The 22,888-nt window shown below is 68.7% G+C and carries 18 protein-coding genes; 9 read left to right on the forward strand and 9 right to left on the reverse strand.

Annotated features, from left to right (window positions below; genetic code table 11):
* Positions 1-39 precede the first annotated feature (39 nt).
* On the reverse strand, positions 40-1,461 hold the full coding sequence (locus B146_RS0108655; RefSeq protein WP_019996038.1) for a mannose-1-phosphate guanylyltransferase/mannose-6-phosphate isomerase: 1,422 nt from the start codon (positions 1,459-1,461) through the stop codon (positions 40-42).
* Between the two features lie 303 nt (positions 1,462-1,764).
* Between B146_RS0108655 and galE the strand changes: the two genes are divergently transcribed.
* On the forward strand, positions 1,765-2,757 hold the full coding sequence (galE, locus tag B146_RS0108660; RefSeq protein ID WP_019996039.1) for a UDP-glucose 4-epimerase GalE: 993 nt from the start codon (positions 1,765-1,767) through the stop codon (positions 2,755-2,757).
* A gap of 14 nt (positions 2,758-2,771) precedes the next feature.
* Here galE and trmD read toward each other — a convergent pair whose 3' ends face one another.
* The 6 genes from trmD to ffh form a co-directional block, all read right to left on the reverse strand.
* A complete protein-coding gene (gene trmD / locus B146_RS0108665; protein ID WP_019996040.1) occupies positions 2,772-3,473 on the reverse strand; it encodes a tRNA (guanosine(37)-N1)-methyltransferase TrmD in 702 nt (233 codons plus the stop codon).
* Between the two features lie 4 nt (positions 3,474-3,477).
* Complete coding sequence (locus tag B146_RS25515; protein WP_019996041.1) at positions 3,478-3,780, reverse strand: putative quinol monooxygenase; 303 nt, start codon at positions 3,778-3,780, stop codon at positions 3,478-3,480.
* A gap of 127 nt (positions 3,781-3,907) precedes the next feature.
* Positions 3,908-4,504, reverse strand: a complete 597-nt coding sequence (gene rimM, locus B146_RS0108675; RefSeq protein WP_019996042.1) for a ribosome maturation factor RimM — start codon at positions 4,502-4,504, stop codon at positions 3,908-3,910.
* 156 nt (positions 4,505-4,660) lie between these two features.
* A complete protein-coding gene (locus B146_RS0108680) occupies positions 4,661-6,154 on the reverse strand; it encodes a sensor domain-containing diguanylate cyclase (RefSeq protein WP_019996043.1) in 1,494 nt (497 codons plus the stop codon).
* 118 nt (positions 6,155-6,272) lie between these two features.
* Positions 6,273-6,665 carry a 30S ribosomal protein S16 gene (gene rpsP, locus B146_RS0108685; protein WP_019996044.1) on the reverse strand — a complete coding sequence of 131 codons (393 nt, stop codon included), beginning with the start codon at positions 6,663-6,665 and terminating at the stop codon, positions 6,273-6,275.
* 102 nt (positions 6,666-6,767) lie between these two features.
* Positions 6,768-8,333, reverse strand: a complete 1,566-nt coding sequence (ffh, locus tag B146_RS0108695; RefSeq protein WP_019996046.1) for a signal recognition particle protein — start codon at positions 8,331-8,333, stop codon at positions 6,768-6,770.
* Between the two features lie 377 nt (positions 8,334-8,710).
* Between ffh and B146_RS0108700 the strand changes: the two genes are divergently transcribed.
* The 4 genes from B146_RS0108700 to B146_RS0108715 all read left to right on the forward strand — a co-directional run bounded on the left by B146_RS0108700 (position 8,711) and on the right by B146_RS0108715 (position 14,455).
* Positions 8,711-9,007, forward strand: a complete 297-nt coding sequence (locus B146_RS0108700) for a hypothetical protein (RefSeq protein ID WP_019996047.1) — start codon at positions 8,711-8,713, stop codon at positions 9,005-9,007.
* A gap of 113 nt (positions 9,008-9,120) precedes the next feature.
* Positions 9,121-9,744 (forward strand): TetR/AcrR family transcriptional regulator, encoded by a 624-nt coding sequence (locus B146_RS0108705; RefSeq protein WP_019996048.1) that lies wholly within the window; start codon positions 9,121-9,123, stop codon positions 9,742-9,744.
* 53 nt (positions 9,745-9,797) lie between these two features.
* Positions 9,798-10,991 carry an efflux RND transporter periplasmic adaptor subunit gene (locus B146_RS0108710; RefSeq protein ID WP_019996049.1) on the forward strand — a complete coding sequence of 398 codons (1,194 nt, stop codon included), beginning with the start codon at positions 9,798-9,800 and terminating at the stop codon, positions 10,989-10,991.
* Positions 10,988-14,455, forward strand: coding sequence for an efflux RND transporter permease subunit (locus tag B146_RS0108715; RefSeq protein WP_019996050.1), 3,468 nt, complete (start codon positions 10,988-10,990; stop codon positions 14,453-14,455). The genes B146_RS0108710 and B146_RS0108715 overlap by 4 nt, the downstream gene beginning before the upstream one ends.
* A 108-nt stretch (positions 14,456-14,563) precedes the next feature.
* On the opposite strand, the gene B146_RS0108720 is transcribed toward B146_RS0108715, so the two are convergent.
* Positions 14,564-15,784 (reverse strand): Gfo/Idh/MocA family protein, encoded by a 1,221-nt coding sequence (locus B146_RS0108720; protein WP_019996051.1) that lies wholly within the window; start codon positions 15,782-15,784, stop codon positions 14,564-14,566.
* Positions 15,785-16,098: 314 nt separating this feature from the next.
* Between B146_RS0108720 and B146_RS28285 the strand changes: the two genes are divergently transcribed.
* Together B146_RS28285 and B146_RS0108730 are read left to right on the forward strand one after the other, a co-directional pair.
* Positions 16,099-16,257, forward strand: coding sequence for a DUF3563 family protein (locus B146_RS28285; RefSeq protein ID WP_019996052.1), 159 nt, complete (start codon positions 16,099-16,101; stop codon positions 16,255-16,257).
* Between the two features lie 442 nt (positions 16,258-16,699).
* Positions 16,700-17,734: an LLM class flavin-dependent oxidoreductase gene (locus B146_RS0108730; RefSeq protein ID WP_019996053.1), complete on the forward strand. Its 1,035-nt coding sequence runs from the start codon at positions 16,700-16,702 to the stop codon at positions 17,732-17,734.
* Positions 17,735-17,796: 62 nt separating this feature from the next.
* Here the strand turns inward: B146_RS0108730 and B146_RS25520 are convergent, their stop codons facing one another.
* The gene (locus B146_RS25520) at positions 17,797-19,494 is read right to left on the reverse strand and encodes a methyl-accepting chemotaxis protein (protein ID WP_155897422.1); all 1,698 of its coding nucleotides are present in this window, start codon (positions 19,492-19,494) and stop codon (positions 17,797-17,799) included.
* A 715-nt stretch (positions 19,495-20,209) separates the two neighbouring features.
* Between B146_RS25520 and B146_RS0108745 the strand changes: the two genes are divergently transcribed.
* Both B146_RS0108745 and B146_RS0108750 read left to right on the forward strand, forming a co-directional pair.
* A complete protein-coding gene (locus B146_RS0108745; RefSeq protein ID WP_019996056.1) occupies positions 20,210-21,454 on the forward strand; it encodes an AGE family epimerase/isomerase in 1,245 nt (414 codons plus the stop codon).
* A 180-nt stretch (positions 21,455-21,634) separates the two neighbouring features.
* Positions 21,635-22,795: a fumarylacetoacetate hydrolase family protein gene (locus B146_RS0108750; protein WP_019996057.1), complete on the forward strand. Its 1,161-nt coding sequence runs from the start codon at positions 21,635-21,637 to the stop codon at positions 22,793-22,795.
* Positions 22,796-22,888 lie beyond the last annotated feature (93 nt).

A 22,888-nucleotide genomic window follows, 5' to 3' on the forward strand; every position in this document is an offset into this window, starting at 1 on the left:
TCCCGACGGAGGCCCTTTTTGTTTGACCGGGCGTCTGTCTCAATTGCGGGCGTAGATGTCCTCGATGCGCACGATGTCGTCCTCGCCCGTGTAGGAGCCGACCTGCACTTCGATGAGCTTCAGGTCGATCTTGCCGGGATTGTGCAGGCGGTGCGTGCAGCCGATCGGCAGATAGGCCGCCTCGTTCTCGTGGAAGAGCTTCACCGTGCCGTCCACCGTCACTTCCGCCGTGCCGCGCACGACGACCCAGTGCTCGGCGCGATGGTAATGGCGCTGGAGGCTCAGAATGCCGCCTGGCTTCACGCAGATATGCTTCACCTGAAAGCGCTCGCCGATGTCGATGCGCTGATACCAGCCCCAGGGCCGGTGGATCTTGTGGTGCTGCCCGGCCTCGGGCCGGCCCTCGCGGTGGAGCTGGGCGACCAGCGTCTTCACCTCGGCCGCCTTGTCCTTGGCGGCGACGAGCACCGCGTCGGGCGTCGTGACCACGACGACATTGTCGAGGCCGACGACGGTGGTCAGCACCTCGTCGGAGCGCACGAAACTGCCCGTCGTGCCGAGAACCGAGACCGGCCCTTCCAACACGTTGCGGTCGGCATCGGGCGTCTTGATGTCGTAGAGCGCGTCCCAGGCGCCGACATCCGACCAGCCGAACGAGGCCTTGAGGACGCCCGCCCGCGCGGTCTTCTCCATCACCGCATAGTCGATCGAGATGCGCGGCGCGCTGGCGAAGCGCGCGGCGTCGAGGCGCAGGAAGTCGAGATCGCGCTGCGCGCCGTCGACCGATTCCTCGGCCGCCTTCAAGGTGGCGGGCGCGTTGGCGGCGAGTTCCTCGATCATCAGGGCCGCGGGAAACAGGAAATTGCCGCTGTTCCAGCTATAGCCTTCCGCGATGTAGCGCTCGGCTGTCGCGGCGTCCGGCTTCTCGGCGAAGCGCGCGACCTCGAACAGGCGACCGTCCGCGCCGATCGGCGCGCCCGGCGCGATATAGCCATAGCCCGTGGCGGGCCAGCTCGGGTGGATGCCGAGCATCATGATGCGCCCTTCATGGGCCGCCTCGGCCGCCCGGAGGCAATCCTGCGTGAAGGCCTCGCCGTCCGAGATGACGTGATCGGCGGCGAGCACGAGGCAGAGGGCTTCCGGGTCGCGCCGGCTGGCGATCACCGCGCCGACCGCGACCGCCAGCGCCGAATCGCGGCGCTCGGGCTCCAGCACGATCTCGGCGTCGATCCCGTTGCGGGCGAGCTGCTCGGCGACGGTGAAGCGGAAGTCGGAATGCGTGACCACCACGGGCCTTGCGAAGCGCGGGCCGGTGACGCGGCGCATCGTTTCCTCGAAGGTCGTGCGCCCATCGCCCACGAGCGGCACGAACTGCTTAGGCATCGTGTCGCGCGAGACCGGCCAAAGGCGCGTTCCCGCCCCGCCCGCGATGATGATGGGATGCACGTCGAAGGCGGTCATGAAGAATCCTTCCGGGTCAGGAGCGCCGGCCCGCGTCCGGTCTGGCTGGAGGGCCGGACGCGATCCCCTCAAAGGAGACGCGGCCCGGCCCTGTCTTTCAGCCTTTTTGCTGGAGCGCGCATCGGGGCGCAACTGCCCAAGCCCGCTTCAGGCCCGCTTGTTTGGGTTTGCGGTAAAGGATCGCGCCATCGGCTGCTTCCAAGTGGCATTGAGGGGCCGATCTTCGCGGGAAGCCCATGGGGCAGCTTGCCGCATCCGTCAGAGTGGGAATACTGGGCGGAGCGAATGAGAGGCGGAACAAGCATGACGGTCCTCGTTACCGGCGGTGCCGGCTATATCGGCAGCCACATGGTCTGGAACCTCGTCGACGGCGGCGAGGAGGTCGTGGTGATCGACCGCCTGTCCACCGGCTTCGACTGGGCGGTGCCCACCGAGGCGCGGCTTCAGGTGGGCGACATCGCCGACCAGCCCTTCGTGGAACGGGTGATCGCACAGTTCGGCGTCACCGAGATCATCCATTTCGCCGGATCGATCGTGGTGCCCGAATCGGTCTCCGATCCGCTCGGCTATTATCTCAACAACACGGTGGCGAGCCGGGCGCTGATCGAAAGCGCGGTGCGCACGGGCGTGAAGCATTTCATCTTCTCCTCCACCGCCGCGGTCTACGGCTCGCCCCGCCAGATGCCGGTGCCCGAAACGCAGGCGCCGGCGCCCGAATCGCCCTATGGCACGTCCAAATGGATGACCGAGCTGATGCTGCGCGACACGGCCGCAGCGCATCCCCTCAGCTTCGCGGCGCTGCGCTATTTCAACGTCGCGGGCGCCGACCCGCAAGGCCGCACCGGCCAGTCGACGCGCGGCGCGACGCATCTCATCAAGGTCGCCAGCGAAACCGCGCTCGGCAAGCGCTCCCATATCGACGTGTTCGGCACCGACTACGACACGCCCGACGGCACCTGCGTGCGCGATTATATCCATGTCAGCGATCTCGCCGACGCCCATGCGCAGGCGCTGCGCTATCTGCGGGCGGGCGGCGATTCGATCGTCGCCAATTGCGGCTATGGCCACGGCTATTCGGTGCTCGAAGTGCTCGACACGGTGCGCCGCGCGGTCGGCCGCCCGTTCGAGGTGCGCCTGTCGGAGCGTCGGCCGGGCGATGCGACCTCGATCGTGGCGGACGCGAGCCTGGTCCGCGAGCGCTTCGGCTGGCAGCCGCGCTTCGACGATCTCGACCGAATCGTCGCCGACGCGCTGGCCTGGGAAGAACGCCTGTCGCGGCGCAACGCGGTTTCGTAAAGGGCGGGCGCGCCTTAGCGCTCGCCGCGCGCGAGGCGCTGCCAGAGGTCGGGCCGGCGCTCGCGCGTCAGCCGCTCGGCCTCCGCCCGGCGCCAGCGCTCCACCGCGCCATGGTCGCCGGACGTCAGAACCGGGGGAATGCCGCGCCCTTCCCAGAGCGCGGGGCGCGTGTAGTGCGGGTGCTCCAGAAGCCCGTTCTCGAAGCTTTCGGTCTCGCCCGAGCGGCTGTTGCCCATGACGCCCGGCAGGAGACGCACCACGGCGTCGAGGAGCACGAGAGCCGCCATCTCGCCGCCCGACAGGATATAGTCGCCGATCGAGACTTCCCTCAGCCCCCGCCCTTCGATGACGCGCTCGTCGACGCCCTCGAACCGGCCGCAGACGATCACGACCCCCTCGCCCTCCGCCAGTTCGCGCACGAAATCTTGCGCGAGCGGGCGGCCGCGCGGGCTCATGAGAAGGCGCGGCCGCGTGTCGCCCTCGGGGCTGGCCGCGTCGATGGCGCGGGCCAGAACGTCGGCCCGTAGCACCATGCCCGGCGAGCCGCCGGCGGGCGTGTCGTCCACGAGGCGGTGCCGGCCTTCGCCGAACTCGCGGATGAAGGTGGTCTCCAGCGTCCAGTCCGCGCGCTCCAGCGCTCGGCCCGCCAGCGAGGTGCCGAGCGGTCCGGGAAACATGTCGGGATAGAGCGTGAGGACGGAGGCGCGAAAGCTCATCGGATCAGGCGAAGGGCTCGGTCGCGGCGACCTCGACCAGCTTCAGCGCGGTCTCCGCGCCGCCGGCCTCCGCCAGGACCCGGTGCCATTCGGCGACATGCGCCGTCTTCACATGAGCGGCCAGCAGCTCGCGGCTTTCCCATTCCTCGTAGATGCGCACGAGACCGGGCTCGGTGATGTCGCGGCCGAAGGAATAGACGATGCAGCCCGCTTCCGGGCGCGTCGCGGCGATCAGCCGGTTCATGGCGTCTTCCAGAGCGTCCAGACGCTCCGGCGGCATCTTCAGCGTACCCGACAGGATCAGCATGGTGGAGTTCTCCCTCCGCTTCGATAGGCGCGCCAGCGATAAAGCGCGGCGCGGCGGATGGCAACGCGGCGCGAGACGCGCTCAGGCCCCGTTACGCTCCTCTGCCGCCGCGAGTCCAGGCGGGCTCTCAAGCCTCGCCACGGCCCGCCGCGTCGCCCTTGTCGTCCGCGTCCTCCTCGTCCTCGCCTTCGCGCGCTTCCACCGCGCCCGACAGGCCGGCCGCGACCGGCTCCACCAGGATGAAGCCGAGGTCGAGATCGACCTCCGGCACGGCGGCCTCGGTGAAGGGGATCATGACGCTCGCCCCGCCGTCCGGCGCGATTTCCAGAAGATCGCCGCCGCCGAAATCATGGAAGGCGACGACCTCGCCGATCACCGTTCCGTCGGTCAGCCGCGCGACGAGGCCGACGAGATCGGCCTGATAGAACTCGTCCTCGCCTTCCTCGGGGAGCGCCGCGCGGTCCACGAAGAGCTCGGTGCCGTTGAGGCGCTCGGCGGCGTTGCGGTCCTTCACCTCGGCAAAGCGCGCCACCACGACATTCTTCTGAACACGGGCCGACTGCACCGTGTAGCGCCGGCCCGAGGCGTCGAAGAGCGGGCCATAGGCGCCGAGATCCTCGGGGTCCTCGGTGAAGGATTTCACGCGCACCTCGCCCTTGATGCCATGCGCCCCTCCCACGATGCCAAGGAGAACGGGATCGGCGGGGGCTTTGGGATCGGTCACGGGCGATGGCCTCTTGCGGGCTGGGACGCAGGGAAAGGGCCGATCGCCGGCCCTGCCGCATCAGAAACGGGAAAAGCCGCGCCGGCGGGAAGCCCCGAGCGCGCCCTCATATCCCCGCGTGTTTGCAGGCGCCGGGACGCTTCGTCAACCGAGCGCTCAGCGCGCCGCGCCCCGCCGGTCCTGCCCCGTCGTCTCGTAGAAGCGCCGCTTGACCTCGTACATCAGGAGATCGGCCCGGCGCACGAGGTCTTCCAGCCGCTCGCCCGGCCCCGCGCAGGCGACGCCCATGGCCAGCGACAGGCTGTTGCCGGGGTAGAACTGGTTGTTCACCTCGCACAGTTCGTCGATGCAGGCCTTCAGCGCCTCCGCCTGCGCGAGGCTCGCGCCGGGCATGAGAACCGCGAACTCGTCGCCGCCGATGCGCGCCGCCGTGAAGGGCGCGTTCACCGCCTCGTCCAGCACCTCGCCCGCGCGCCGCAGCAGCGTGTCGCCGGCCGCATGGCCGAGCTGGTCGTTCAGCGCCTTCAGCCCGTTGAGATCGGCCACGAGAACGCTCACCGTCTCCATCCGGCGGCGCTCGATCCGGTTCATCTCGTCGTTGAAGAAGGAGCGGTTGTAGAGCTTGGTGAGGACGTCGTGCTTGCCGAGATATTCGAGATAGGCCTCGGCCTTCTTGCGCGCGGTGATGTCGGTCAGCGCGATCTGCACGAGAGACCAGTCGTGCTCGTGGCCGGGCAGAACGGAGAACTGCAGCACGAAATGCAGCTCTTCCCCGTCCAGCGAATAGTTCACGACCTCGCGGCTCTGGAACAGCTTGCCGTTCCACAGGTCGATCAGCTGCTCCTTGAAGGGCAGGACCATGCGGTCGCGGAACACATCGCCGAGCTTCAGGAGAAGCTCTTCGAAACTCGCCGCGTGGAAGATGTCGAGCGTCTGGCGGTTGACCGACACGACGCGGATTTCGCTGATGCAGCGCGAGATGAATTCGGGGTGGACATCGAGAAAGGTGCGGAAGTCCGCAACGCCCGTCGCGCGCACGTCTTCCAGAAGCGCGCGGATTTCCGAGAAGTCCTCCACCCAGAGCGAGACGGGCGAATTCTCGAAGAGCGCGGCGACATAGGCCTCGCTCTCGGCGAGACTCCGACGCGCGTTCTCGCGCGTGGTCACGTCCTCGGTGGCGACGAGCACCCGGCTCCAGCTGTCCTCGGAGCCCGGCAGGATGCGGCCCTTCAGCTGGATGTCGAGCCGCTTGCCCGACAGGGTGTGGTTGACCGCGTAGCTCGTGAACTCGCTCGCCCCGCCCGATATCTGGACGATCTCCTCCAGATGGTTGTCCAGCATGGCGCCCTGGAACACGTCGCCGAGCCGCGACACGAGCTCGGCCGTATCGCGCGCCCCGAACAGGCGCAGCGTGGCCGGATTCACCTCCAGAATGCGGATCGCCTCGGCCGAGGCCTGAACGCGGGACTTGTCGGCTTCCAGAAACGCGCGGGGATCGTCCATCCCCTCCTCGCGCCAGCGATCGACGAGCTTCCGGATGCCGCTCCAGTCTTCCAGCCAGAGCGGCACGGGCGCGAGCGCGAACAGGGGAAGAAGGTCGGCCTCGGTCGGGGGCGACACGGGCCCGGTCGTGGTCGACTCACGCTTCATGCTGGCAGGCTTTCCGAAAGGACGGCGGGGCCGGATACGAAAATGGCGTGCCGGGAGCCCGGCACGCCACACAATCTAGCACGAAGGGGTGAAAAATCTCCCCAATCGTAAGTCCACCTTACTCGGCGGCGCCTTCGGCCTTCTCGGCAGCGGCCTGCTCGGCGGCGGCGCGGGCGTCTTCCTCACGCTGCTTGCGCTCGGCCTCGCGCTCCTGCGCCTTCTTGCCGGGCAGACCCTTGGTGAGGTTCTCGCGCGCCGGACGGTTCACGATGCCGGCCTTGTCGAGGAAGCGCAGCACGCGGTCGGTCGGCTGGGCGCCTTCGCCGAGCCAATGCTTGACGCGGTCTTCCTGGAGCGTGACGCGCTCGGCGTCCTTCGGCAGCATCGGGTTCCAGGAACCGATGCTCTCGACGAAGCGGCCGTCGCGGGGCGAGCGGGCGTCGGCGACGACGATGTGGTAGTAGGGGCGCTTCTTGGAGCCGGCACGGGCGAGGCGCATCTTCAGGGGCATGGGTCTGGTCCTTGTTCTTCTGATCCCGGCGCCTTTTGAAGGATGCGCCGTGGTGTCGTCGGTGATGTTGGTGTTTGTGGAAAGAAGCCGGCGCGCCGGCCTCTAGCGTTTCTTGCCCGGAAGGCCGGGAAGCTTGGGAAGGCCAGGCAGGCCGGGAAGCCCGCCGCCGCCGAGGCCGGGAGGCAGGCCGCCGGGCAGCCCGCCCATTCCCCCAAGACCGCCCTTCTGCATGGCTTTCGCCATCTCCTCGAGCTGCTTGGGGTCCATCTTCGAGAGGTCCGGCATGCCGCCGCCCATCCCGCCGGGCAGGCCCATCTTGGAGCCGAGACCGCCCATGAGCTTGCCCATGATGCCGGCGCCCTTGCCGCCCTTGCCGCCCATCGCCTTCATCATGTCCGCCATCTGGCGATGCATCTTGAGAAGCTTGTTGATGTCGGCTGAATCGGTGCCCGAGCCCGCCGCGATCCGTTTTTTACGCGAATGCTTGAGCTGGTCGGGATTGGCGCGCTCCCACTTGGTCATCGAGGAGATGATCGCGAGCTGGCGCTTCAAGAGCTTGTCGTCCATGCCGGCGGCGGCGATCTGGTCCTTCATCTTGGCCATGCCGGGCATCATGCCCATTACGCCGCCCATGCCGCCGAGCTTCTGCATCTGGCCGATCTGCGCCGCGAGATCGTCGAGGTCGAACTTGCCCGACTGCATCTTCTTGGCCATCGCCGCGGCCTGTTCCGCGTCGATATTCTCGGCGGCCTTCTCGACGAGCGAGACGATGTCGCCCATGCCGAGGATGCGGTCGGCGATGCGGCCGGGGTGGAATTCCTCCAGCGCGTCCATCTTCTCGCCGGTGCCGATCAGCTTGATCGGCTTGCCGGTGACGGCGCGCATGGACAGCGCCGCGCCGCCGCGCCCGTCGCCGTCGACGCGGGTGAGGACGAGTCCCGAAATGCCGACGCGCTCGTCGAAGGATCGGGCGAGATTCACCGCGTCCTGGCCGGTCAGCGAATCGGCGACGAGGAGGATTTCATGCGGGCGGGAGGCGGCCTTGATCTCCGCCATCTCCTGCATCAGCGGCTCGTCGATATGCGTGCGGCCGGCCGTGTCGAGGATGAGGACGTCGTAGCCGCCGAGCTTGGCGGCCTGGGAGGCGCGGGCGGCGATCTCGACCGGACCCTGGCCGGCGATGATCGGCAGCGTCGCGACGCCCGTCTGCTCGCCGAGAACGCGCAGCTGCTCCTGCGCGGCCGGACGGCGCGTGTCGAGCGAGGCCATCAGGACGCGCTTCTTCTGGCGCTCCGTCAGACGCTTGGCGATCTTGCCGGTGGTGGTCGTCTTGCCCGAGCCCTGGAGGCCGACCATCATGATGGTGACGGGCGCGGGCGCGTTGAGGTCGATCGCGACCTGATCGGAGCCGAGCGTCGCCACCAGCTCGTCATGGACGATCTTGACGACCATCTGGCCGGGCTTGATCGACTTGACGATCTGCGCGCCGACGGCCTTTTCACGCACGCGGTCGGTGAAGGAGCGCACGACCTCCAGCGACACGTCCGCTTCCAGAAGCGCCCGACGAACCTCGCGCAGCGCGGCGGCCACGTCGGAGTCCGACAGGGCACCGCGGCCGGTGAGGCCGTTCAGGATGGACCCGAGGCGGTCCTGGAGGGATTCAAACATCGCATCGTCCTTGTTCTTCCGACAGGCGGAAGAATGGGAACCGGAAGCGCCCCTTCCAAGCCACAGCGCCAAAGCGGATCGCATCCGCGGGCGACACTCGCTGGCGGATGGGAACCTCCATGCGGCTCGGCAAGCGAGGGACATGGTCGGCGGGTTGCGGACGGAACAGTCGCAAGAATGGGGTGTTTAAGGCGGCTCAGCGCCAAAAAGTCAAGCCCTTATCCCCTCGGGCGCGGCAAAACGCACGTCCGTTCACGCTTTCGCAGAGAATTTGCGCCATAACACAAGGGCAAGTCCAGCATATCCAGACATTCACCCCTTTCTTCCGCGTCCGAGGCTAGACTTTCGGTCCATTCCTGTTTGTTGCCAACCGTCCGATGAACATCCTGCGCTTCCCTTCCCTCCGCCGGGCCGGAGCCTCCTCACGAGGCTCGGGGGATGTCGCGCGTCCGGACGCTTGGGCCCTGGAAGCACCGCTCTCCCCACCGCCCCGACTGGAGAACGGCGTCGGCCATCCCGGTCTTCACCTTCTTCTGGCGGTCTCGAACCTCAACCGATCCTCCATCGAGGCGCTCGTCATGCAGCGCCCGGCGGCGCGCAGCGTGCTCGACGCGTTCCAGCCGCCGCCGGTGGGTCCGGCGCCGATGCCGATGCCGGAAGCCAACGACAGCTGAACGGCCTTTCGCGAGCCTGATCATCTCTCACGCGAACGTGATGTCAGCTGGACTGGCAAACACCCAGGTGTTATGAGAACGATCGTTCGCTCTCAATCCAGCGCCGGTTTTTCATGTCCTCTGTCTCCCCCGCCTCGGTCTCAGACGAGTCCGGCGCCTCGCCGTCGCGCAAGGACCACATCCTAGCTGCGGCGCGGATCTGCTTTTCGCGCTCGGGCTTTCACCGCGCGTCGATGAGCGAAATCTGCGCGGAGGCGAAGATGAGCCCCGGCGCGCTGTATCGTTACTACCCGTCCAAGGACGCGATCATCGAGGCCATCGCCGAGGAAGAGCGGGTCGCCGCCGGCGCGTGCCTCGCGCGGCTGGAAGGCCCCGGCTCCATCGCCGATCGCATCACGGATGCCGCGATCGCGTATCTGGCGAGCGCCTGCGATCCGGCGACCGGCAACCTGATCGTGGAAATCTGCTCGGAAAGCCTGCGCAACACCGCCGTCGGCGAGCGCTTCCGGCTGATCGAGGACGAGGCGCACGGGCGCATCCGCCGCGCCGTGGAAGAAGCACAGGCCAGGGGCGAGATCGCGGGCGATCTCGATCTCGACCTCGCGCTGACGCTGCTTCTGGGCATCGGCGACGGCTTGGTCATGCGACTGCGCCTCGAGCCCGCGCGCCCCGTCGAGACGCTGCGCCCCTATCTTCATCGCATGATCGCGAGCCTGCTCGGAGCCCAGCCGGCATGACGCGCGCCCCTCTCCCTTCCCCCGTCCGACCTGTCGTCTCGCGGAGTTCCGCCATGCTTCGATCCGTTCGTTTCGCGCTCGCCGCGTCGGTGGCCCTCGCCGCGCCCCTTGCGCCGGCCTTCGCCGCCGAAACCGCCGCCCCCGTCGCCGCGCCCGCCCCGCCCAACATTTCCGTGCTGCCGGCGCAACCGCGCGAGATCGTCGCGACCCTCAGCGTCACCGGCACGCTGACGCCGCGCGAGACCGTGACGGTCGGCACCGATGTCGAGGGCCTGCGGGTGCGCGAGCTCCTCGTGGACGAGGGCGACGAGGTGAAGGCCGGCCAGGTCCTCGCCCGCCTGGAAACCGACATCGTGGACGTGAACCTCGCCCGCTCGGCCTCGCAGGTGGCGCGCGCCGAGGCCGCGATCACGCAGGCCCGCGCGCTGGTCGCCGAAGCCGAGCCGACCGTCGTGGAAGCGGAAGCCTCGCTGAAGCGCACGCGATCCTTGAGCGAGAAGGGCATCGTCGGGCAGGACATTCTGGACGCCAAGGTGTCGGCCGCCGCCGCCGCCACGGCGCGCCTCGCCTCCGCACGCCAGAGCGTGGCGCTTGCCGAAGCCGATCTTGCCGCCACGCGCGCCGAACGGTCCGAACTGGAGCTTCGCCGCTCCAAGGCCGAGATCAAGGCGCCGACCGACGGGCTCGTCCTGCGCCGCGCGGCCCAGCTCGGTCAGGTCGTCTCGGCCGCCGGCGGCGCCCTGTTCGAGATCGCCCGCGACGGGCTGATCGAACTCGACGCCGATGTTTCGGAAACCGCGCTCGGACGCCTGCGCAAGGGCGAAAGCGCGCAGGTGAGGGTGGCCGGCGGCTCCAGGGTCTCCGGTGAGGTGCGCCTCGTGTCGCCGCGCGTCGATCAGGCCTCGCGCCTCGGGCGCGTTCGCATCGCCCTGCCGCGCGATCCCGCCTTGCGGGTCGGCGCCTTCGCCAGGGCCATCGTGGAAACCGCGCGCACCACCGGCGTCGCCGTTCCGCGCACCGCCGTCAACACCGGGCCGAAAGGCGATTTCGTCCAGATCGTCTCGGACGGCACGGTGGAAACCCGCGCGGTCGAAACCGGCATCGCGACCGGCAATATCGTGGAAATCCGCTCCGGCCTGAAGCCGGGCGAAACCGTCGTCGCGGTGGCCGGCACCTTCGTTCGCGACGGCGACAAGGTGACGCCCGTGCCGGCAGAGGTGCTGGAAACGGCGGAGGCCGCCCGATGAACTGGAACATCTCGGCCTGGGCGATCCGCAATCCGGTTCCGCCCATCCTTCTCTTCGTGGTTCTCGTGGCCGTCGGCATCGTCAGCTTCCTGAACCTGCCGATCACCCGCTTTCCCAATATCGACGTGCCGGTGATCTCGGTCGCCGTCACGCAGTCGGGCGCCGCGCCCGCCGAGCTGGAAACGCAGGTGACGAAGCTCGTCGAGGACGCCGTCGCCGGCGTTTCCGGCATCAAGCACATCACCTCCACCGTGACGGACGGGCAGTCCGTGACGGCGGCCGAGTTCCGGCTGGAGGTCAACACCGACCGCGCGCTCAACGACGTGAAGGATGCGATCGCCAAGATCCGGGGCAATTTGCCCCGCACGATCGAGGAGCCGATCGTCCAGCGCATCGAGGTCGAGAACCAGTCGATCGTCACCTATGCCGCGTCCTCGCCCGGCATGACGCCCGAACAGCTCTCCTGGTTCGTGGACGACACGGTGGTCCGCGCCCTCCAGGGCCTCAAGGGCGTCGGGCGCGTGGAGCGCATGGGCGGCGTGAAGCGCGAGATCCAGGTCCGGCTCGATCCCGACCGGCTCGGCGCGCTCGGCATCACGGCGGCCGACGTGAACGCGCAGTTGCGCGCCACCAATGTCGATCTGTCCGGCGGCCGGGGCGAGTTCGGTGGCCAGGAACAGGCGATCCGCACGCTCTCCTCCGCCGGCACCGTCCAGGCGCTCGCCGACACGCGCATCGCGCTGTCAGGCGGCCGTCAGGTGCGCCTGTCGGAGCTCGGCACCGTCACCGACACGGTGGAGGAGCCGCGCTCCTTCGCCCGGCTCGACGGCCAGCCGGTCGTCGCCTTCTCGATCTACCGCTCCAAGGGCGCCAGCGACACGACGGTTGCGGGTCTTGCGGCGGCGCGCATCGAGGACCTGGCCAAGACGCATCCCGACGTCAGCTTCTCGCGCATCGACGACAGCGTCACCTACACCTACGGCAATTTCGAATCCGCCATGGAGACGCTTGCCGAAGGCGCCTTCCTCGCCGTCGTCGTGGTGCTTCTGTTCCTGCGCGACTGGCGCGCGACGCTGGTCGCCGCCATTACCCTGCCGCTCGCCGCGATCCCGACCTTCTGGGCGATGAGCATGCTCGGCTTCTCGCTGAACCTCGTCAGCCTCCTCGCCATCACGCTCGTCACCGGCATTCTCGTGGACGACGCGATCGTGGAGATCGAGAATATCGAGCGCCACATGGGCATGGGCAAACCGCCCTACAAGGCGGCGATGGAAGCGGCGGACGAAATCGGCCTCGCCGTGATCGCCATCACGCTCACCATCATGGCGGTCTTCGCGCCGGTGTCCTTCATGGGCGGCGTCGCCGGGCAATATTTCAAGCAGTTCGGCCTGACGGTCGCGGTGGCGGTGTTCTTCTCGCTGCTCGTCGCGCGCCTCATCACGCCGATGCTCGCGGCCTATTTCTTCCGCCCGCAGCGCCACGAAGGGCCGGGCTTCGCCCGCCTCCTGCGCCGCTACGTGCTGCGCCTCGCGCCGCTGGCGGGCCTTGGCATCGGCGCGGTCTTCGCCCTTGCCGCCCTGCCGGAAACGACGCTCTCGAACGGCGTCGTCGACTGGCTGCGCCTCCATGCGCCTTCCATCACCTGGGATCAGGCGGGCGCACTGTCACTGCGCATCGCCCTCGGTGCCGCCATCGCGGCCGTGCTTCTCGCCTTCCTCAACCGCCCGCATCCCGCCGAGCATCGCGACGGCCCGCTGATGCGCGCCTATACGGGCTTTCTCGGCTTCACCGTGCGCTGGCGCTGGCTGACGCTCGCGGTCGGCATCGGGCTCTTCGTCTTCTCGATGGACGCCACGAAGCATCTGCCGACCGGCTTCATCCCCAAGGAAGACGCCTCGCGCATCGTCGTGTCCGTCGAACTGCCGCCCGGCACGACGCTGGACTCGACCCGCCGCGCGGTGGACGAGGCGGCGGCCAGCATCCGCGAACTGCCCGAGGTGCGCTCCGTGCTCGCCATCGGCGGTTCCTCGCCGACCGGCACGCTGGAGGTGCGCCGCGCCGCGCTGACGATCAATCTCGTGCGCAAGTTCGAGCGCCATCGCAGCCAGGCGCAGCTCGAGCCCGTGATCGCCGACAAGCTCGCCGCGATTCCCGATCTCCGCTCCTTCTTCGTCAACGACCGGGGCGAGCGCGAACTGTCCGTCGGCCTTCTCGGCAGCGACGGCGACGCGGTGAGCGAGGCGGCGGCGCGGCTGGAAAGCGAGATGCGGCGCGAGCCGATCTTCGCCAACCCCTCGGCCATGATGTCCTTCGCCCGGCCCGAACTACGCATCGTGCCGCGCCTCGATCAGGCGGCCGATCTCGGTATCGCGCCCGAAGCCATCTCGCAGACCGTGCGCGTCGCCACGATCGGCGATGCGGACGCGAACCTCGCCAAGTTCAATGTCGGCACGCGCCAGATCCCGATCCGCGTGCAGATCAGCGAAACGGCGCGCCAGGATCTCGGCTCGGTCCAGTCGCTGCGCGTCCAGACCGCCAAGGGCGGCACGGTGCCGCTCGACGCGATCGCCGATATCGGCTTCGGCCAGGGTCCGTCGACGATCGACCGCTACGACCGCGAACGGCTCGCCAAGGTCGGCTCCTCCATGGCGCCCGGCCATGAGATCGGCGAGGGCTCGGCCTGGATTGCCGGGAGCCAGACGGTGAAAGACCTGCCGGCCGGCGTCCGCCTCCAGGCGGTGGGCGATGCCGAAATCCAGGGCGAGGTCTTCGCCGGCTTCGCGTCGGCCATGGCGGCCGGCATCATGATGGTGCTGGTGGTGCTGATCCTCCTGTTCGGCTCGGTCTTCCTGCCGATCACGATCCTGGCCGCCCTGCCCCTCTCGATCGGCGGCGTCGTCGGCGCGCTCTGGCTGACGCAGAACGCCATTTCCATGCCCGTCGTGATCGGCATCCTGATGCTCATGGGCATCGTGACCAAGAACACGATCATGCTCGTGGATTTCGCGGTGGAGCAGGAAAAGCACGGCGTCAGCCAGCGCGACGCGATCATCGACGCGGGTCGCAAGCGCGCCCGGCCGATCATCATGACCACGATCGCCATGGCGGCGGGCATGATGCCGGCGGCGATGGCGTCCGGCGAAGGCGGCGAGTTCCGGGCGCCCATGGCCATCGCCGTGATCGGCGGGCTTCTCGTGTCGACCGTCCTTTCCCTCGTGCTGATCCCCTCGATCTACACGCTGATGGACGATCTCAGCCACGTCACCGGCCGCATCTTCGGCCGTCTCCTGAAGCCGAACCGGGCGGACGAGACGGGCGAGGCGCCGGTCGCCCCCGCCCACCATCCCGCCCCGACGCTCGCGCCCGATCTCGACGGCTCGCCCAGCTGGAAGCGCGTGACGGAGTTCGGCGCGCGCAAGGGCAGCGATACGGGCGGAACGACGCTCCAGCCAGCGGCCGAATAGGCGCGGCTCGCGACGGACCAACAAAGAAGGGCCGGTTCACCTCGAACCGGCCCTTCTGGCTTGGAGCGGCAAACAAGCCAGGCTCGCGTCCTCGGACGAAAGGGCCGGTCAGCCCTTCATCGTCATGTCGGGCGCGAGGTCCACCGGCTGTCCGATTTCGGCGGAGCGGTAGATCGCCTCGATCAGGCGAAGGTCGCGAAGGCCCATTTCGCCCGGCGTCAGAACCTCGCCGCCTTCGCGGATCGCATGGGACAGATGGTCGATCTCGCGCGTGAACTGCTCCGCGCTCGGCGTCTCCACCAGAACCTCCAGCGTACCCTCGGGCTGGGTCACGCGCAGCCGGTTTCCGCCATAGGCCGTGGCCGGGTCGAGAACCGCCGTCGCCTTCGAACCGAAGAGATCGATGCGCTTCTTGTTGGCCTGATAGCCGGAGGAGATGTGAATGCGCTTTCCCGAGGGAAATTCGAGCTGCGCGGCGGCGATGTCCTCGACCTCGGCAAAGCGCGCGTCGCCGGGCGGCTGGACGATCGTCGCCGACACGCGGTTGGGGAGTTCGCCGAGGAACCAGATCAGCCCGTTCAGCGAATAGATGCCGATATCCACCAGCGAGCCGCCGCCGGCCAGCGCCTTCTTCATGCGCCACTGGTCGCGCGGCAGCGAGGGTTCGAGCGGGCGGTGATGGTCGGAATTGGCGAACAGGACGTCGCCGAGCTCGCCCGCGTCCAGCATTTCCTTCAGCTTGACGTTGCTCGGTTCGAAATGCGCGCGATAGGCCACCATCAGCTTGCGGTCGGCGGCGCGGGCGGCGTCGATCATGCGCTGGCAATCGGCCGACGAGGTGGCCATCGGCTTCTCGCACATCACATGCTTGCCGGCCTCGAAGGCCTTCACCACGAGTTCGGCATGGGTGGAGTTGGGCGTGATGACATAGGCGACGTCGATCGCCGCCTCGTCGCGCATGTCGCCCATCCTGTCGTAGCCGAAGCGGGCGGCTTCCGGCACGCCATATTGCGAGCCCACCGAGCGCAGCTTGTCCGGATTGCCCGACACGAGGCCGGCGACGCGGGAGGCCCGCGCCCGCGCGAGCGCCGGAAGGGCATAGCCCTGCGCGAAGTCGCCGAGCCCGATCACCGCCCAGCCGAGCCGCTGGTCGGCCGGCCCCGGCGGGGTGGTTTCGAGTTCGGGCTGCGGCCGGCCGGTCGGCGCGTTCGGGATCTCGGGCGTCTGCGCGCCCGCCATCGTGGCGGAGGCGACGAGGCCGCCGAGGCCGAGCGCCAGCCCGCCGACGAACTCGCGGCGGGAGGCGGAAGGGGCGGAACGGTCGGTCATGGCTGTCTCCTGGAACCCGGTTCCCTCGCGGAGGGGCGCGGGACGTCCGCGCGGTGAGCTTGAGGAGGGAACGCCGCCTCACCCGATTGGCTCCCCGATCGGCTCCCAGGCACGGAAAGACCCCGCAGGGCATGCGCCTTGCGCAAAGCTGACCGCCGCGATTTCGCCTCAAAGCCTTCCAAACGGTTTCAGCCGGCCCTTTCCGGCAAGGCGATACGCCTCACGGGCATAGCTCCTATGTAATCTGCTGCATTGCAGCATGGATCGGCGGGGATTATCTTCTGGTCAATCCTTCAGCCAAGAGGAACAGTGCCATGAAATTCACCACTCGCCTGCGCGAAGCTCTTCGCCCCGTCCGCACCGCCGACCGCGAAGCCGCCTATCTCAACGAAGCCACCTCGCTCAGCGACCTCGAAAGCCGCCAGCGCGAGATCGATCGCGGTCGCTACAGCCGCAGCACCAACGCGTTCTGAAGCTTCCCTCCGGCGCTCCGGCGAGCCTCGCTCGCCCCGCGCCCTTCGGCCGCCCCGACCCGCCCTTCCGGCGAACGGGGCACCGCCGGCCCGACCGCCAAGGCCAGCCGAACGATACACGACATACGCGCGACCGCGCCCCATCGCGCGCCTGCCAAACCTGCGCTGAAGCTCATGCCGCGCCCTCGCTGGGGCTCCGCGCGCGCCAGCCGTTGCGCCCCAAGTGTGACGGTGCATTCACCGCCCGCGTCTCGACAGGCCCCCGCCCAGCCCGCATAAGCTCGCACTGTTCGCGCCGCCTGGATTCGCAGGCCGAACCCGTCGAGACGAGCGCCGGCCGATAAGGCCTCACAGCTCCGAAGCCGCCCCCCGCGTGCCGGCCGAAGGCTCGGGCGTCCGCCCTCGACGGTGTCCCCAGCGGTCCGTTGCGCGGAGCATTGCCATGGCCTTCCCCCTCGAACTCGGCCTCGACACGTTCGGCGACGTGACGCGCGCGCCGGACGGCGCCCTGAACCCCTATTCCGCCGTGTTGCGCGAAGTGGTCGAGCAGGGCGTTCTGGCCGATGCCTCGGGCGTCGACTTCTTCGGCGTCGGCGAGCATCACCGCGCCGATTTCGCCGTCTCCGCCCCGGACGTGGTTCTGGCCGCGATCGCCGCGCGCACCAGCCGCATCCGCCTGGGCTCGGCGGTCACGGTGCTCAGCTCCGACGATCCGATCCGCGTGTTCCAGCGCTTCTCGACCCTCGACGGCCTGTCGGCGGGGCGCGCCGAGGTGATCCTCGGGCGCGGCTCCTTCACCGAATCCTTTCCCCTGTTCGGCTTCGATCTCAGGCAATACGAGGTCCTGTTCGAGGAAAAGCTCGATCTCTTCGCCGCCCTGCGCAAGGCCGAGCCGGTGACGTGGCAGGGCTCGATCCGCCCGCCGCTGCGGGCGCAGAGCGTTTATCCGCTGCCCGAAGGCGACACGCTGCGCGCCTGGATCGGCGTCGGCGGCAGCCCGGAATCGGTGGTGCGCGCGGCGCGCTACGACATGCCCATGCTGCTCGCCATTATCGGCGGCGACCCGGCGCGTTTCCGTCCCTATGTCGATCTCTACGCCCGCGCCTTCGCCGAGTTCGGGCGGCCGGTCCAGCCGATCGGCGCCCATTCGCCGGGCTTCGTGGCCGAGACCGACGACGCGGCGCGCGAGGTCTTCTGGCCCGACTACAAGCGGATGCACGACCAGATTGGCTCCGAGCGCGGCTGGCCGCCCCTGGAAAAGGCGAGCTTCGAGCGCGAGATCGAGCGCGGCTCGCTGTATGTCGGCTCGCCCGAGACGGTCGCCGCCAAGATCGCGCGCACCATCAAGACGCTCGGCCTGTCGCGCTTCCAGCTGAAATACAGCGCCGGCCCCCTGCCCCAGAGCGCGCTGATGCGCTGCATCGAACTATTCGGGACGCGCGTCGCTCCCTTGGTGCGCGAGCATCTCGAGGCTTGAGCGCATGAAAAAAGGCCGGCTCCCAAGAGCCGGCCTTTTTTGAGTTTCACAGGTCGAGCCGTTCAGGCCGACAGGCGCTCGAAGCCGGGCGCGTCGAGATCGAGATCGAAGCCTGTGTCGGCCGCCTGGCTGCGCGCGGCGACGGGCTTGCCGGCGACGGGCTTGCCGGGAACCTGTGCAACGGGCGCGGCGGACCGGCGAGCCGGCGCGGGCGCCGCGATTGCTGCAGGCTCGGCGCGCTTGGGGCTCGCCGTGTCCGCCGCCGGTCGGCCGTCGCCGAGCTGGAAGAACGAGGCGCGCTCGGCCAGACGCCGCGCCTCGCCCGACAGCTGGTCCGAGGTCGCGGCCATTTCCGTCGCCGCGCTCGCGGTGGACTGCGTCACCTGATCGAGCTGCGTGATCGCCTGGCTGATCTGCTCGGCGCCGATCGACTGCTCGCGGCAGGCCGCGGAGATTTCCGACACGAGTTCGGCCGTCTTGCGGATTTCGGGCACGAGAGCGGAGAGCTCCGCCTGCGCGCCTTCGGCGACCGCGAGCGTCGTGGAGGCGAGGCCGACGATCTCGCTGGAGGCGACCTGCGCCCGCTCGGCGAGCTTGCGCACTTCGCTCGCCACGACCGCGAAGCCCTTGCCGTGGCTCCCCGCGCGGGCCGCCTCGATCGCGGCGTTCAGCGCCAGGAGGTCGGTCTGGCGGGCGATCTCCTGCACCACGGCGATCTTCTCGGCGATGTCCTGCATGGCTTTGGCCGACTGGGCCACCGCCTTGCCGCCGCTCTCGGCGCGCAGCGAAGCCTGCGCCGCGATCTTCTCGGTGGTGGCGGCGTTCTCGGCGTTCTGGCGGATATTGGCGGTCATTTCCTCGATCGCCGCCGAGGACTGCTCGCTCGCCGCCGCCTGCTCCGACGAGCCGGAGGAGAGCGCCTCCGCCGTCGCGGAGGACTGCATGGAGCCGGACGCGACCATCGCGGCCGAGGCGCTGACACCGCCCGCGATGTCGCGCAGCGTGTCGTTCATCGCCGCCATGGCGCGCTGGAGGTCGGCGATCTCGTCCGTGCCCTCCGGCGCGATGCGGCGCGTCAGATCGCCCTGCCCGATGGCCTCGGCGACGCCCACAGCCTCGCCCAGCCGGCGCGTGATGCTGCGCGAGACAAGAACGCCGCCGACCGCCATGAGAGCGACGAGGCCCGCGAGCCAGGCGCCCGCCTCGACCATGCGCTGGCGCATGATGGCATTGATATCGTCCACATAGACGCCCGTGGCGACCACCCAGTCCCAGGGCTTGAAATAGGCGGAATAGGCGTATTTCGGCACGTCCTCCGTGCCGCCCAGCCGCTTCGTCTCGTAGCTCGTGAAGCCGCTGCCTTCGAGCGCGCGGCGGATCATTTCCTGATTGAGATAGACGCCCCTCTCGTCGCGCCGCTCCCAGCCGCTTTCCCCTTCCTGCTCGGCTTTGGGGAAGATCGTGCGGATGCCCTTGGAATTGAAGCTGAAGAGATAGTTCTCGCCGCCGAAACGGACCGGGCGCAGGACCTGGCGCGCCGTGTTCTCAGCCGCCTCGCGCGTCAGCTCGCCCGCTTCGACGCGGGATTGAAGCGAGGCCATGGTGGAGAGAGCGGCGCTCACCTGCGCCTTGAGAAGGTCTTCCCGGTCGCTCCAGAGCTGGTCGTGCAGCGTGCGAAGCTGGATCGCGGCGCAGGCCATCGCGACGAGAATGGCAAGGGCGGTGAGAAGGGCGAGCTTTCGGCCAACCGTCATACGCATGGCGGATTTCCTGGAACGATGAGGACTGTCTTTCGACAATCACCCAACGTCCCAAGAGGTTAAGAAACTGGCGGGCGTCCTGGCGCGCCTTGGTTTCCAGGGTACCTATGAAGGTTTCGAGCAACGAGATCCGCATGGCAGCGTAAACGCATCCTGACGATCCGCTCCCGCTCGGCGGGACACGAGAGCGCGTCCCGCCGAGCGGGATCTCAGGGAAGGAAAAGCCGCAGCGCCACCCATCCGGCGGCGGCGACCATCGCCAAAGCCGTCGTGTGAACGAAAATCGTCACCAAGGTTTCGATCCGCATGACACCCCTCCCCCATCCGCACGCGCCCATCCCGTGCGACGATCCGCAAGGGATCGATTCGTCGGGAGGATAACGCAGCAGGATGAAGAATGGTCGCGTCGGACGAGGCGGTTTGCGTCATCCACCGGAAAAGAAAAAGCCCGCTCGGGGGAGGACCGAGCGGGCGAGAAGTGCATGTATCTGGGAGGAAACGATGCACAGCCAAATAACCATACCGCACCGCATCATAGCAAGGCCGTTTTCGCATAGCTGCCATGCGACCGCTCGCATTCGCGCATAGGTTAAAGCCGACCGCGCCAAAGTTGTGCGAAAGGGGAGCCTATCCGCTCTGGCATTCCCGGCCGCCCTTCGCTAGCCATCCCGCGAGCGCCCGAGCGAGTCAGGGGCGCGGGAAGGGAGACCAAGCCATGGTGCTGGATCGCGATCTCGAGGCGACGCCCTGGACGGAGCGGGCGGCGCATCGCCAATGGCTCCTGCGGGAAGCCGACGATCTGTTCCGCTTCTTCGAGGCGGGGAGCCTCGATCCCGACGGCGGTGTGCGGGTGCCGGACACGGACGGACGCCCCCTGCCCGGCGGCGTCACCGAACTCCACACCACGACCCGCCTCGTTCACTGCTTCGCCCTCGCCAGCCTCCAGGGCCGGCCAGGCGCGCGGGCCCTTCTCGACCACGGAATGCGCGCGCTCTGGGAACGGCATCGCGACGCAGAGCAGGGCGGCTATGTCTGGAGCTTCGGTCCCGGCGGGTTCGTCGACGATCGCAAGCAGGCCTATGGTCACGCCTTCGTGCTTCTGGCGGCCTCCAGCGCGCTCCAGGCCGGCCACCCGGACGCGGCGCGCCTTCTCGCCGACGTCACCGACATCCTCGACAGGCGCTTCTGGGAAGAGGCGCACGGCGCATCGGCCGAGGAGTTCACGCGGGACTGGCAGCCCTTCGACACCTATCGCGGCCAGAACTCCAACATGCATCTGACCGAAGCGCTGATGGCCGCCTTCGAGGCGACCGGCGAGCGCGCCTATCTCGACAAGGCCGGGCGCATCGCCGACCTCGTGGTGAACCGCCATGCCCGCGCGCAAGGATGGCGCCTGCCGGAGCATTTCACGGAGGATTGGCAGGTCGATCGCGCCTATGACGGCAATCCGATCTTCCGCCCCTATGGCACGACGCCCGGCCATTGGCTGGAATGGGCGCGGCTTCTGGTTCAGCTCTGGGAGCTGGAAGGACGGCGGAGCGACTGGATGCCGGAAGCGGCCCGCGCGCTCTTCACGCAGAGTCTCGCGGACGGCTGGGACGCCGCGCGCGGCGGCTTCGTCTACACGCTGGATTGGGACGGCGCGCCGCGCATCGGCGATCGCTACTGGTGGCCGGCCTGCGAGGGCATCGCGGCTGCGGCGGCCTTGCGGGCCGTCACCGGCGAGAGCCTCTACGAGGACTGGTATCGCCGCATCTGGGACTTCGCGGCGCTCCATCTGATCGACCGGCGCCACGGCGGCTGGCACCCGCAGCTCGGACCCGACAACCAGCCGAAGCCCGAGCCCTTCGCCGGCAAGCCCGATCTCTACCATGCGCTTCAGGCCTGCCTCATTCCCCTGCTGCCGACCGATGTCGGTCTTGCCAAGGGCCTTCGCGAAGGGCGGCTCGCGACGGCCTGAGGGGCGCATCTCAAATTTCGGCTCGGCGGCGGCCTTCCCTGCCGCGCCGGGCTTTTGCAGCGCAGCAAGACTTTCGCTTGCGCTCGGCCGCGATCCGTCGTTCCCCTGTGTCCCGCCGTCGACCAAGCGATTCCGGGAGGGAAGGCGCATCGGCGGCCGAGCCCCCTAGCGAGTGCCCCGATGACGCCAGTTTCCTGCCTGCCCGCCGACGCCGCCGACGCCGTTCTGGTCGGCCGCGTGTTCGACCCCGAAATCGGCGGCCCGGCCGTGGTTCACGTGCGGGGCGACCGGCTGGTGGACGTCTCGGCCAGCGTGGCCACCGTTTCCCTGCTTCTGGAAGAGGGCGATCCTCTCGCCACGCTGCGCGGGAGTGAGGGCGGTCGCTCCTGGAATCTGGCGGAGGTTCTGGCGCGCGGCGAGAACCACGCGGCCGGCGCGGTGCTTCTCGCCCCATGCGATCTTCAGGCCGTGAAGGCCTGCGGCGTGACCTTCGCCCGCTCCATGGTGGAGCGCGTGATCGAGGAGCGCGCCAAGGGCGATTATGCGCTCGCCAACAGCATCCGCGAGGAGATCGGCTCGGTGATCGGCGGCGCGCTCGCCGATGTCGTGCCGGGCTCGCCGAAATCGGCCGAGGTCAAGCGCATCCTTCAGGACAAGGGCTACTGGTCGCAATATCTCGAAGTCGGCATCGGGCCGGACGCCGAGGTCTTCACCAAGGCCCCGGTGCTCGCCAGCGTCGGCCATGGCGCCGAGGTCGGCATCCTTCCCGCCTCGGAATGGAACAATCCCGAGCCCGAAGTCGTGCTGGCCGTGGATTCGCGCGGCACGATCCGCGGCGCGACGCTCGGCAACGACGTGAACCTGCGCGACGTCGAGGGCCGCTCGGCGCTGCTTCTCGGCAAGGCCAAGGACAACAACGCCTCCTGCTCGATCGGCCCCTTCATCCGCCTCTTCGACGAGCGCTTCACGCTGGACGACGTGCGCGCGGCCGAGCTGACGCTGACCGTCGAGGGCGATGGCGACGGCTACCGGCTGGAGGGCTTCTCCTCCATGCGCGAGATCAGCCGCGATCCGGCCGATCTCGTCGCCCAGGCCCTCGGCCGCCATCATCAGTATCCCGACGGCATGATGCTGTTTCTGGGCACGCTGTTCGCGCCGGTGGAGGACCGCGACGCGCCCGGCAAGGGCTTCACGCACAAGCTCGGCGACCGGGTGACGATCGCATCGCCGCGCCTCGGCGCGCTCACCAACACCGTGACGCACACCGACAAGGCCGCCCCCTGGCGCTTCGGCATCAACGCGCTCATGCGCAATCTGGCGGCGCGCGGCCTTCTGGCCTGAGGCCGGCCCCGAAATGACAAGGCGGGCAAACGGTTTGTCCGCCTCTGTGTCTTCCAATGACTTGTGGGCGTCACAATTTGACGCCATGCGAGA

The organism is Aureimonas ureilytica DSM 18598 = NBRC 106430, from assembly GCF_000382705.1.
Taxonomy (GTDB): Bacteria; Pseudomonadota; Alphaproteobacteria; order Rhizobiales; family Rhizobiaceae; genus Aureimonas; species Aureimonas ureilytica.